The organism is Massilimicrobiota sp. An105, assembly GCF_002161155.1.
In the GTDB taxonomy this organism is placed as follows: domain Bacteria; phylum Bacillota_I; class Bacilli_A; order Erysipelotrichales; family Coprobacillaceae; genus Allocoprobacillus; species Allocoprobacillus merdigallinarum.
Window position 1 is genome coordinate 1 of the sequence record NZ_NFLY01000027.1, and the last position, 13157, is coordinate 13157.

Below are 13157 nucleotides of genomic sequence, written 5' to 3' on the forward strand. Positions count from 1 at the left end.
ACGTAGCAAATAATATAAATAGCTCGGACAATTTAATTTGAATATTATAGTTATCTCACCTTGTATCCTAACCAAATAAATTGAAGAACTATTTATCATTTAATTTGGCATTCAACAATTCCTCAAAGGTCACAAGTTCTTTCCCGCCAAGCTCGGAAGCGTCGAATGTAAAGGCAATCTGGACTTCCATGCTTTCACTGTCGGCAGTAAAGGTATAGTCATTCTCGACACGTTCACCATTGATGATAAGTTCTGCATTTTCGTCCTTAATCATCTGCCAGCCTTTGAGCTGATACTTTGTGCCGATTTCCAAGCCGTCAAGAGTAACGGTATCAATGATTGTCACGTCTTTTCCAGCTTCAATCTCTTTCTTTCCGTCCTCGCTGGTCGCTGTGGTATGGATAGAGATGATACGCTCTGTGATAAGCACAGTCTGTCCCTCGTCGTCAATGTCCTTGTGTTCAGCCACCTTTACAGGCTCGTCCTCATTGGAAAGGTCGTAAAGTTCCTCAAAAGTTACAAGGTTCTTGCCACCTAAATCAGACGCATTGAATGTATAGGAAATTTCCACTTTCATTTCTTCATCATCAGCAGTAAAGGTGTAGCTGTTCTCTACACGCTGACCGTCAATAAGAAGCTCGGCATTTTCCTCTTTCAACATCTGCCAGCCTTTCAACTGATACTTTGTGCCTTTTTCCAGCCCATCAAGCGTAACCGTGTCAACGATTGTTACCTTTTTACCTGCCACGATAGATTTCTCGCCGTCCTTGCCTGTGGCTGTGGTATGGATAGAGATTTCTTTCTCGTATTCATCAGTAAGCGTCCCTAAGTCAACGGTCACATTGTTTCTGGACACCACGATTTCAAAAGGTGGGATAAGCTCAAAGCCCTTGTTGCTCTCACAGCGTAATTCCTCAATGATATAGGTATCGTAAATCAAAGCACCTTTGCTGTCGTCTGGCTCGCTTGTTCCAAACCAGATACCGTCCTCGCTGGTCTTTCCTGCGTTGGTGTTGTTCTTATGGGAAGCCCAGTCGGAAGAAGTGGAGAACTGCCCGTTATCATCAGTTACGATAATGTGGCTCTCACCTGTGGTCTTGCTTGTGATCCTAAACGGAACTCCCGCAAGACGTTGGTGTGTGCCAGCACCAATCTTGACACCCTCTAGGTCGCCACGCTTCACTTGATTGTAGATTGATGTGTCTGTCCCTGTAAGGTCAACGATTTTTCCGTCCTCTGTGATTTCAAATTCAATCGGTTCTGCACCGTCCGTCAGATAGCCCTCTGGAGCTTTGCTTTCCTCGATACGGTATTTTCCGTAAGGTAACAGGTCGGCAGAAGTAGAAGCCACGCCCTCAATGTCGGTAAGGATTGTCTTTACCACTTCATTCTTGCTGTAAAGTTTCCCCTCGACAAGTACAGCGTTGTCATTCAGAGAAATGATTTCAAATTCAGCGTCTTTCAAAGTCGCACTTCCTTGACCTTTGGTATCGCTGGTTTCTAAATCTCTTTTCTGGATTTTTACACCGCCACGGATAACCTTGTCTGATACATGGTACTGATTGCTTCCAGACAGTACGGCAATGTCGCCGTCCTCGGTAATCTGTGTAAGGTACATTCCTTTAATCTGTTCCTCGCTTCCGTCAGTCTGCATATATGCACCGTCAAGAAGATAGCCGTTAGGTGCTTTCGTTTCCTCAACGGTCAGCGTTCCTAAAGGAAGCACGTTCTTTCCGCCCTGTGTATAGAAGCTGTCCCCAGATACCTTGTATTCATCAGAAAGGCGGGAAACATAATGGATAGTGCCGTCGCTGTCCTTTTCAGCGATTGTCTTTGTCACCCATGTTTTTGTAGGCTCACTAGGGAGATTGTCAGCGGTATAGTGTCCCGCATAGAATTTCCATGTGAACTCCGCACCCTCTAAGGAAGCGTCGCCCTGTGGAGCGTCTTTCTGTGTTTCCATGTCAATCTTGAAAAGCTCGATAAGGGTGTCTGTGACCTTTGGCGTATCTGATACATTGAGTGTCGCTGTCTTGCCAGCTTCCACATTTAAGGAATAGACAGTGTTGTCCACCTTATAACCAGCAGGAGCAGAAAGCTCTTTGATGTAGACTGTTCCAGCCTTTACTTCCACGGTATCAGTATTTCCGCTGTTATCAGTCGTAAGGGTGGCAAGCTGTTTCGTACAGTCCTTATCAGAATAGACACCATATGTCGCACCAGCGATAGAGTAAAGCCCGTTTCCGTCGGTAATGCTGGCATTACTGGAAGTCTTTTTAAGGGTGGCATTTCCTACGGCAAGTTTCGCCCAGAACTGTCCAATGTCCTGTCCCTCGCCAGAGTAGATATAACCGCCACATTCATAGCGTCCCTTGTTCTCGCTGGCAAAGGCTTTCGCCCCAGCGTAAACTTCGTCCTGTACGGCTTTTGAGATTTCATCATAGGAAGCTCTGACGTTATCGCATTGCCAGCCAAGATGAACGCTCAATCTCTGCCATACGACGCACTGTTTCAAAAGATAGATATGCTGACTGCTCAATCCGCTGTGGCTCTGCACATACTGATTAACATACTCGATTGAGAGGGCAACATCTGAAATCTGGTCGTAGCTCATGCGTGTGCTTGCGTCGGCTCTGGTCTTATAACCGTTGCGGAAGTTGGTGTTAATATCCACGCAGAAAGCGTCCTCGCCCTCAACGGTCATGTGTCCCTCATTGAATGTCGAACCGATAGAACCGTCATTCATTACTTTTTCAACGATACCGACACGCTCTGCACTTTCTGTCCAATATTGCTTCTCGGAAGCGTGGACTGCCGTTGTCGGCAAAGCGGTAACGATAGTCGCAAAGGCAAGGAAGCCTGTGGCTAATCGCTTCAATATCTTTTTCATAGCTTTTAATTCTCCTTTCATTCTCAAAGAGAAAGGACGCTCATTTCTGAACGTCCTCTTTAATACGAGTATCTTTTTTTCTTGTGATAAATGATGTAAAATTGATTTATATAACGTGTGGATTTTTAAGGCTGATTTGCTCCGTTCTGCTAACCGTTTGCTCACACTTTAAAGTAAATTTGAGTATAGGTCAGTTTATCAGCTTCCAGAAGGAACAGAGACTTTTGCCTGTATTTCCGCTGTTAAACGCCACCGTAAGGATAATCGAACCACTAGCTACCACGTTCCGCAAGGAACTCCTAAGCGGTAGGTCGGAGGTTCAAATCCTCTTAGCGACGCCAAAAACTCCGCCGAAACCCCTTGTAAAATAAAGGTTTTCGGCGTTTCATATTTTACTATAGTTTTTCAAATCGTATATTCTTGTTAAATTTGATTAGCAAAAACACCTTTCTGCTAATCATTCACTACCATAGAATAGTCGAACCATTTTTAAATGATCATTTATGTACATATTTATGTTAGCATTTATACCTGGGGTTGTATCGACATCTTCGAAGAAAGTATCAATGTAGGACGAGCTTATATCTTCGTTAATAAAGAGCTTCAAAGGGTCAGCCGAGATGCTCTGGAGTAATTAAACGAAAAGGGCGTAGTATTCAAATTTCCACCTGCTCTTTCAAGCAACCATACTGCATTGGTGTTGAAAGATCCGAAAACACTGACGAGCGTGAGAAAAGTATTCTTGCCTAAGACTGTGGCAGAAATGCTTGTAAAGCACCGTAAAGAAATAGACAATCTCAAAGAGCTGTTCGGAGATGAATACACCGATTTTAATATGGTGTTTGCATCTACCTGTGGTAGACAGATTGAGGGACAAGTCATTAACTGAGCCTTAAAGAAACTCATTAACGATAACGACCTGCCACCTGTTGTTTTTTACAGTTTCCGCTATTCAAGCATCACATATAAGCTGAAGCTCAACGGCGGAAATATGAAGTCAGTGCAGGGCGGCTCTGGTCACGCATAAGTCAAAATGGTTGCTGATGTGTATTCTCATATATAGACGAGGACAGGAGAATAAATGCTCAGAGATTTGAAGAACAATTTTACCAGAGCAAGGCTACTCCAAAGGCTGAGGAGGTATCATCACAGGAAGTATCTCCTGTGGCTCCACAGGAAGAACAGGAAATGTTGCAAAAGCTCCTTGCAAATCCCCAAATGGTAGCACTTCTAAAATCGTTGGCAAAGAACTTATAAAGATGATGGGCAGTTCTCAAGATTGGTTCTCAAGATTGCCCGTTTTCTTTTGGGATTTGATATGGTAAAAAAATTGTCGCATGGTATAATGAGAGTGTCGAAAATGATTGAGGTTGTAATTTGCAACATCAAAGCAGATGACACATAAAACTTGAAATGCCAAATTGGCATTTCAAATTTAGGAGGATATAATGGCAACAGAAGATAGGAAAGAAGTTTTGTCACAAAATCAGATAGAAACTCCTGTTGTGGAAATAGTACAGCCTGCCATTGAAAAATTGATATATGTTATTCGTGATAAACAGGTTATGATAGACAGCGATTTAGCTATGCTTTATCAGGTGGAAACAGGAGCATTGAACAGAGCTGTAAAAAGAAATATAAAGAGATTTCCAGATGATTTTAGATTTCAGCTTACCGTGGAGGAATATGAAAACTTGAAATGCCAGATTGGCATTTCAAGTTTGAATGAAAATGGATATGGTGGACGAAGAACTTTACCGTATGTTTTTACCGAACAAGGAATATCCATGCTTGCAAGCGTACTTCATAGTGATATAGCCATAAATGTGAGCATTGGTATTATGAGGGCTTTTGTAGAGATGAGGCGTTTCATTGCTAACAATGCTCTACTATTTGAGCATATTAGCAATGTGGAATTAAAGCAGTTGGAATACCAGAAGCAGACGGACGAGAAGTTAGAGCAGATATTTGAATATATATCTGAACACGAGGAAGCCAGTCAAAAGATATTCTTTGACGGACAGATATATGATGCGTTTAGTCTGATTGTCAGCTTGATACAGAAAGCAGAGAAAGAGATTACGTTGATAGACGGGTATGTAGATGTAGGAACGCTTAATCTGTTAGCGAAGAAAAATGAGGGTGTATCTGTTACAGTTTACACTCATCAGCGAACACGATTAAGTAATATAGATGTGGCAAATTTCAATGCACAGTACCCTGCATTGGAAGTGAAGTATACGAGTGTGTTTCACGACAGATTTTTAATTTTGGACGGAAAAACAGCCTATCATATCGGGGCGTCTTTGAAAGATGCAGGTAAGAAAACTTTTGGAATTACGCTGATTAACGATGAGAGTATCACGAAAGACATCTTGCAGCGTTTAGAATTGGAAACGGAAGAATAGAAATTGCAAAAGGCAGTCCCCAAAATTGCCTTTCACCATACATACAAAACTTGAAATTACAATTTTCGATTTCAAGTGGCGATAAGATAAACGATATAACATTGTATGTCACGGGATAATAACCACCACCTAAAAGGTGGCTGATATTGACATCGTAACATTTCCCAAATCAAAAGGCTTGTGCTAAATGCTTGCTAAAAGGACGGTCTAAAATGCCTTAAAATTAGCAGTCACAAGGTGGTACGAAATAACATCTTTAATTCGTGAAAAGTCAGTAAATATGGGGATTAGTTAAACTTAGAAGGTAGCCTCCTTACCCTTAATGGTGTGACTCCTAAGCAGTAGATTGGGTGTTCAAATTACCTCGTGGACGCCATTTATATAATGGATAGAAAGTTCTATCGCCTTGTAAACAGTCAACAGTTTGTGTTAGTTGTTTTTTTGTTAAAGTTGATTTTTTTATTTTCAACAAAATTTGAAATATATGTATAATAATGATGAAACGACCTGAAGAGGTCGTTTTTATGCTTTTCGTTCACAGATTTCTGTCCACTGACAATTTCCACATATACTTTTTCTTTGATTAGGAATGATAATCTTTTCATTGATCAGACGTGAAAATTCAAACCAGGAGATTTGTGAATTCTCTTTTAAACCACAAAAAGATAATACCATGTGATCATATCCTTGAACCAATTCTTTTGTTTTACAGACATCTTTAAGTAAGTTAGGACATTTTTGACAAATGATATCTTCCTTTATAACAACTTTTAAATCGGGATTATTTTTCATAGTATCATAAACAGATTGCATATGTTTGGTGAATTCTTCACTATAACCTTTTCCTTCAAAAAAATTGAAACACAAACCATGATGTGCTCTTAACTCTAATCGCTTCTTATTCATGATTATCTTTTCTTTAATCTGTTTGTAAGAAAAAGAGCAACGCCAATTTTTATTAAGTCAGGTATAATAAAGGGGATGACACACAATCCTAAAACGGTAGATAACCCAATGACACCTGAATGTTGGGTATAGATCATCATAAACCAAGCAGTACCAAAAACATAACATACAATCAGACCTGCTATCATAGAAAAAGCTAGGACGATTTGATTTCTACCCATGATTGTCTCTATTCCCCACATCAGTAATGCTGATAATAAAAAGCCGATAATATAACCACCCGTTGTACCTAGAAGAACACTTACGCCACCAGTCAATCCAGCAAATACAGGAATTCCAATAGCCCCAAGAAGAATATATGTCAAAACTGTCAATGTTCCTCTTTTACCACCTAAAAGACCAACTGTCGTAAAGACACCCATTGTTTGTAGAGTAAACGGAATACTGGCAGGAATGGAAATCCATGAACAAATAGAAATCATGGCAGTAAAAACACTCATATAGACAATATCTCTGGTTTTATTTGAATCAGTATCTTTTATATATTCCATAGTTTATACACCTCTTTTTCTAGTGAAGACAGTAGTCATCATAACAGATGTTTCTTTTATTGTAAACTATAAAATGTATTTTAATTTACAATAAAATGTATAGTACTAGTTATTTGTAGAAAAAAAGAACTTTATGATTTGACTCAATAAAGTTCTTTTCTGTATGTATTTTTTAAAATGCCATTTTATAGCTATCTTTACCAAAACGCTTGATATATTCCTGATCATTATTAGCTAGTCTTAATTTCATCATGACATTACCAATCAAAGCTGGAATGGATGTACCATCTTCATATATTGAAGAACCCCAAACCTGTTCAAACAAATAAGAAATACTAAAAGGCTGATAAGGATGGGCAATGAGAATGGATAATAACTTATATTCATTTTTTGTTAGTGTTAAAGCTTTTCCATTACATGAACATGTTTTGGCAGTTGTATCCATCACAATATCTTTAAAACGATATATACGTCTAGGTTTTAATATTCCATTTTTATAGACTGATTGAATTTTAATATCTAAATCTTTTAAAGCAAAAGGTTCAGTTAAGTAGTCATCTGCTCCAGCATTTAATAATGATTCTAAATAATCAGGAGCTAATGCATCACTTAAAACAATCGTAATGGGCTGACCTCTTAATTTAATTTGTACTAGAAAATCTCTTATTTGAATGCGTGGAAAATTATCTTCAATGATGACACAATCATAAGTATGATTTTCAAAATAATTTTCTAAATCTTTATATGTGATGACTTGTTGACAGATATAATCTTTAGATTCCAGATAGTCTTTGATTTGATTATTGAAATCTTTTTGACTATGAATGATAAGAGCTGTAAATTGTCCAAACATAAAAATTCACCTCTTTATAAGTATAATATGAAACGTAAAAAATACAATAGAATATATTCAAAATATTTTTATTTCATTATATGAAAATGTACGTTATTTAGCTATGACATGATAGATTTTATGTAGACATTGTGAAAATAAATTGATACAATGGTGGAAAAAGAAATGGGGGATGTATTGAATGGATATGAATAAGTTACTTGAAAACTATGGATGTTTGACTTTTAGTGATGATATCATGAGAGAACGTATTCCAAAATCAACTTATAAAGCTTTTCATGAAGCTTTAGATAAAGGTGAACCTTTAGCTAAGGAAACAGCAACTGTTATTGCGAATGCTATGAAAATATGGGCAGTAGAAAATGGGGCCACTCACTTTACACACTGGTTTATGCCAATGACAGGATTAACTGCTGAAAAACATGATGCTTTTTTAGAACCTGATGGTAATAAAGCTATCTTAGAATTTAGTGGTAAAACATTAAGAAAAGGGGAACCTGATGCGTCTTCTTTTCCATCTGGGGGATTACGTGCAACTTTTGAAGCACGTGGTTATACGGCATGGGATTGTACTTCACCAGCTTTTGTGAAAGATGGAAGCTTATATATACCAACACTATTTTGTTCATATACAGGTGAAGCTTTAGATAAAAAGACACCTTTATTAAAATCCGTTGATGCCTTGACAAAAGCTTCATGTCGTTTATTACCAATGCTTGGTATGGAAGGTATCACTCATGTCAGTGCTTCTGTAGGAAGTGAACAGGAATATTTCTTAGTAGCAGATGAATATTATCAAAAGCGCATGGATTTAAAATTAACAGGTAGAACGCTTTTTGGCGCTATGGCACCTAAAGGTCAGGAATTGGAAGATCATTATTTTGGAAGCTTAAAGCGTAAAGTTGCTGCTTTTATGAAAGAACTTGATCAGGAATTATGGAAATATGGTATTCCTTCTAAAACAAAACATAATGAAGTGGCTCCTGCGCAACATGAAGTGGCTTGTGTTTATCGTAATGTTAATATTACAACAGACAATAATCATTTATTAATGTTATTAATGCAGGATATTGCGAAAAAACATGGATTAAGATGTTTGTTGCATGAAAAACCATTTGATGGTGTGAATGGATCAGGAAAACATAATAACTGGTCAGTTGTCACAAATACCGGTGTTAATTTATTTAATCCAGGACAGAACCCAAGTGAAAATTTACCTTTCTTAGCTGCTTTAGCATGTACAATGAAGGCTGTTGATGAATATGCAGATTTATTGCGTATGACAACTGCTACTGCTGGTAATGATCATCGTTTAGGAGCTAACGAAGCACCACCAGCTATCATTTCTATGTTTTTAGGTGAAGATTTAGATAAAATCATTCATGCGATTATTGAGGGAGCAGAATTAGAAAATATTGATAAAGCAAGATTCCAGACAGGTGTTTCTGTTGTTCCTGATTTTTCTAAAGATAATACCGATCGTAACCGTACATCACCATTTGCTTTTACAGGTAATAAGTTTGAATTTAGAGCTGTTGGTTCATCACAATCTATTGCGGGTCCTAATACAATCTTAAATTCTATTTTAGCTTATGAAATGGAAGAAATGGCAGATGAAATAGAAAGTGGTAAAGAACCTATGGAAGTCATTAAAGAATTTTTATCTCAACATCAAAGAATTATCTTTAATGGAGATGGATATTCTAAAGAATGGGAAGAAGAAGCAAAAAGAAGAGGACTTCCAAATCGTAAAAATACAGTTGAAGCTATGGAATGCTTGTTAGATGAAAAGAATGTTAAAATGTTTAAACGCTTAGGTATTTATAGTGAAATTGAACTTCAGGCACGTTATGAAATCTTACTTGAAAATTATAATAAAACGATTCAAGTTGAAGCTTTAACAGCATTAAAAATGGCAAGAAATGAAATTTATCCTGCCGCATTAGCTTATTTAGATCAAATGACAAAAACATCTTTGCATATGCAAGAATTAGGTGTCAATATTGATTATCTGGTGGATGATGTCAAATCATTATCATCATTGTTATCACAAATGAAAAATCAAATGATGATTTTAGAAAAACATATTGATAGAGCACAACATCTTGAAGCTGATATTTTAGAAATTGCAAAAATATGGCGTGATGATGTATTATCAACAATGACGATATTACGTCAGATTGTTGATCAGATTGAAAATTGTGTAGATGAAAAATATTGGCCTATGCCAACATATATGGATTTATTATTTGGTATATAAACTGGTATCTTGTGATACTGGTTTTTTTATTTGACAGGTAACTTTTGGGGTTCTCATACGAAAATGTTTCTTATTTGTCAAGAGTGTGATATAATGAAAATAGTTTTGAAGGGGTGGTGTAGATGAAAACGAGGTTATATAGGCAAAGTGATTTAGATTCTATTTTAGAGTTATTTTATCATAATATTCATACTGTTTGTGTTCATGATTATACATTAGAACAGCTAGATGCCTGGGCACCTGCAAATCCAGATGTTTATCGTTGGCAGGTTTCTTTGAACAGAAATCATACTTTGGTTGTAGAAAAGGATTCACAAATTATTGGATTTGGTGATGTTGGTGAAACAGGATATTTAGATAGGCTTTATGTACATCCTGATTATCTACATCAAGGCATTGCTTCATTGCTTGTTGAACAATTGGAAAAATATGCCAAAGCCAAAGGAATATCTTTTATGAATACAGCTGCTTCTGTGACATCAAGACCTTTCTTTGAAAAACAGGGGTATAATGTTTTAGAAGAACAGATCGTGGAAAGACGTGGTGTGAGACTGAGAAGATATTTAATGGAAAAGAAACTTTAGTTGTTGAAGGAGAAAAGAGATTTTCTTCTTTTTATTTTGAAGTTTCATAATTTGAAATTTAAAAGACAAAAATAAATATTTCGATATAATCATGATGGTTGTGGAGGGAAATCATGAATAGAAATGTAAAGAGATATATCATTATTATTTTAGGGTTTATTATAACTGGGACAGGTTCAGCTTTAACTTTAAAGGCTGGTATTGGCGTTGGGGCCTGGGATGCTTTAGCCAAATCAACATCAGATCTGATTGGGATAGAAGTTGGAACGGCTGGTATTCTTTTCAATAGCAGTTGTGTGCTGGGACAAATTCTTATTTTAAGAAAAAAATTTCGTGTACGCCAATTGCTTCAGATTCCTTTTAGTATTTTACTAGGTACGGTTATTAATTTTATGGTTTACCATATTTTAACTTTCCCATTTGATTCTTTTGGTGGCGGAATCGTTTTATATTTATGTGCTAGTACTTTAGCGGCATTTGGTGTGTCTATTGTCATGTTGTTGGATGAAGTAACGTTTGCTTTAGAAGGCTTCTGTATGGCATTGACAAAGCTTTTACCTTTTAAGTTTTCTACGATTAGACAAGCTGTTGATGTGATATCTATCTTGATGATTATAGGACTGACTTTATCAGCCCATATTTCTTGGTCTATTGGTGTAGGAACAATTCTAGGAACGTTAACATTTGGACCAACATTAGGTATTTTTATGAAATTATTTAAACCTATATTAAAAAAACATCAATTGCTTAATTATGAATAAAACTCAAATCTATTTCAGACTTGAGTTTTTTCTTTTCCAATAATTATAAAAATAATAAATCACAATGGCGATCAGGGCACCACATGTATCAATAAGAACATCAATGAATTGACCAGCTCTGCCACCTATAAATAACTGATGGAATTCATCAGTGCAGGCATATAGAAAAGCACATATAAGTGAATAGACGATAATCTTTTTCAATGGATATTGATTCTTATAGAATCCATAAATAAAAGTCAAAGTTAAAACAGCATATTCGCTCATATGAGCAGCCTTTCTGACAATCAATTCTGTTATAGGAATATGTAAGTAAGTTTGAATCCATAAAACAATTTGTGAACTTAGTCCAGATGATTCATTTCCTGTTTGTTGTGAAAACATAAAAATGATGATCATTAAGATGAAGGATGGTATAAAATATTTGATTTTCTTCATAAAAACACCTCTTGGTTATTATAAAAGAACTTGTCTGTTTCGACAAGTTCTAATCTGTTAAATCTTCACCGTTAGAAGCAATGACTTTCTTATACCAATAGAAAGAATCTTTACGATATCTCTTCAGTGTTCTTAATTCAAATTCATCTCTATCTACATAAATGAAACCATAACGTTTTTTCATTCCTTCATGAGTAGAAATTAAGTCAATAGCAGACCAAGGATTATATCCTAGCATTTCGCATCCATCACTAATCGCAAGTCTGATCTGTTCAATATGTTTTCTTAAATATTCAATACGATATGCATCATGGACTTTTCCATCTTCTGTTAATGTATCATAAGCTCCTAAACCATTTTCAGTGACTAATAATGGTAAACGATATCTTGAATACATTTCACGAATTGTCGCTCTAAATCCCATAGGGTCAATTTCCCAACCGAATTCAGTTGTTGGAAGATAAGGGTTTTTAAATCCTTTAAACATACCTGTTTCCCCACGTGCTGTTTGTTGGTCAGCTGCAGAGTCACATTCTACAGTACCATCTTCCCACTCACAAGTTGCCGTATTGTAGTAGTTGAAACCAATGAAATCTGGATGACCGTTTTTCAATGCTTCTGCGTCACCTTCACCAAAATCAGGTGTTGCATCATGTTCTTCTAGCCAAGCCCAAACAAGATTATTGTAAACACCATAAACAGCCATATCTAAATATAACCAGTTTCTAACGGCATTATAGTTTTGAGCAGCTAAAACATCTTCTGGTTTACAGCTAGCTGGATAAACAAGTGAAATGTTTGGTGCAGGTCCAATTTTAGCTCCTGGTAACATTTCATGACATAATGCCATGGCTTTTGCCTGAGCAACTAACATATGATGGTTTTGTTGATAGATTTCTTTTAATTCATTTGTACATCCTTCAGGTATAGTCAATGTTCCAATAACAGGACCAACAAGTGTTAACATATTTTGTTCATTGATTGTTAACCAGTATTTGACTCTATCACCGAAGTTTTCAAACATCACTTTCGCAAAATTCACAAACCAGTCAATTGATTCTCTATTTGACCAGCTACCTCTTTGATCCAATGCAGCAGGCATATCAAAGTGGAACATTGTCACGATAGGTTCAATGTTGTATTTGAGACATTCGTTAATTAAGTTGTTGTAGAATTCAATACCTTTAGGATTGACTTCACCAGTTCCTTGAGGTAAGATTCTTGTCCAAGCAATAGAAAAACGATAAGACTTGAATCCCATTTCAGCCATTAAGGCAATATCTTCTTTATAATGATGATAATGGTCAGCACAAACAGTCAAATCAGAAGTTCCTTCAGGCACTTTTTTAACATCCTGACAAGATGGTCCTTTTCCATCTTCTAAATTTGCACCTTCAACCTGATAGGCAGAAGTACTTGCACCCCAAAGAAAATCTTCAGGGAAAGATTTTAGTGTTTTATGTATCATATTTTATTCCTCCTTAATGTTCATTATATAAAAAATCA

Annotated in this window: 9 protein-coding genes and 1 pseudogene; 4 read left to right on the top strand and 6 right to left on the bottom strand. The window is 36.6% G+C overall.

Going from position 1 to position 13157, the window contains the following annotated elements:
* Positions 1-115: 115 nt before the first annotated feature.
* A pseudogene (locus B5E48_RS08435) lies at positions 116-2890 on the bottom strand (VaFE repeat-containing surface-anchored protein); the annotation flags it as partial.
* A gap of 1448 nt (positions 2891-4338) precedes the next feature.
* Here B5E48_RS08435 and B5E48_RS08445 point away from each other — a divergent pair.
* A complete protein-coding gene (locus tag B5E48_RS08445) occupies positions 4339-5298 on the top strand; it encodes an ORF6N domain-containing protein (protein ID WP_087304750.1) in 960 nt (319 codons plus the stop codon).
* A 522-nt stretch (positions 5299-5820) separates the two neighbouring features.
* Here B5E48_RS08445 and B5E48_RS08450 read toward each other — a convergent pair.
* The 3 genes from B5E48_RS08450 to B5E48_RS08460 all read right to left on the bottom strand — a co-directional run bounded on the left by B5E48_RS08450 (position 5821) and on the right by B5E48_RS08460 (position 7608).
* Positions 5821-6204, bottom strand: coding sequence for a DUF1284 domain-containing protein (locus B5E48_RS08450; protein WP_087304751.1), 384 nt, complete (start codon positions 6202-6204; stop codon positions 5821-5823).
* A 2-nt stretch (positions 6205-6206) separates the two neighbouring features.
* A complete protein-coding gene (locus B5E48_RS08455) occupies positions 6207-6755 on the bottom strand; it encodes a biotin transporter BioY (RefSeq protein WP_087304752.1) in 549 nt (182 codons plus the stop codon).
* A 172-nt stretch (positions 6756-6927) separates the two neighbouring features.
* Entirely contained in the window at positions 6928-7608 is a 681-nt protein-coding gene (locus tag B5E48_RS08460) for a response regulator transcription factor (protein ID WP_087243468.1), read from the bottom strand.
* A gap of 181 nt (positions 7609-7789) precedes the next feature.
* Here B5E48_RS08460 and B5E48_RS08465 point away from each other — a divergent pair, with 181 nt between their 5' ends.
* The 3 genes from B5E48_RS08465 (at position 7790) to B5E48_RS08475 (ending at position 11213) form a co-directional block, all read left to right on the top strand.
* Entirely contained in the window at positions 7790-9868 is a 2079-nt protein-coding gene (locus tag B5E48_RS08465; protein WP_087304753.1) for a glutamine synthetase III family protein, read from the top strand.
* 122 nt (positions 9869-9990) lie between these two features.
* A complete protein-coding gene (locus B5E48_RS08470; RefSeq protein ID WP_087243466.1) occupies positions 9991-10452 on the top strand; it encodes a GNAT family N-acetyltransferase in 462 nt (153 codons plus the stop codon).
* A gap of 113 nt (positions 10453-10565) precedes the next feature.
* A complete protein-coding gene (locus B5E48_RS08475; protein ID WP_087304754.1) occupies positions 10566-11213 on the top strand; it encodes a YczE/YyaS/YitT family protein in 648 nt (215 codons plus the stop codon).
* A 9-nt stretch (positions 11214-11222) separates the two neighbouring features.
* Here B5E48_RS08475 and B5E48_RS08480 read toward each other — a convergent pair whose 3' ends face one another.
* Together B5E48_RS08480 and B5E48_RS08485 are read right to left on the bottom strand one after the other, a co-directional pair.
* Complete coding sequence (locus B5E48_RS08480) at positions 11223-11651, bottom strand: VanZ family protein (protein ID WP_087304755.1); 429 nt, start codon at positions 11649-11651, stop codon at positions 11223-11225.
* Positions 11652-11700: 49 nt separating this feature from the next.
* Positions 11701-13119: a glycoside hydrolase family 1 protein gene (locus B5E48_RS08485; RefSeq protein ID WP_087304756.1), complete on the bottom strand. Its 1419-nt coding sequence runs from the start codon at positions 13117-13119 to the stop codon at positions 11701-11703.
* Positions 13120-13157 lie beyond the last annotated feature (38 nt).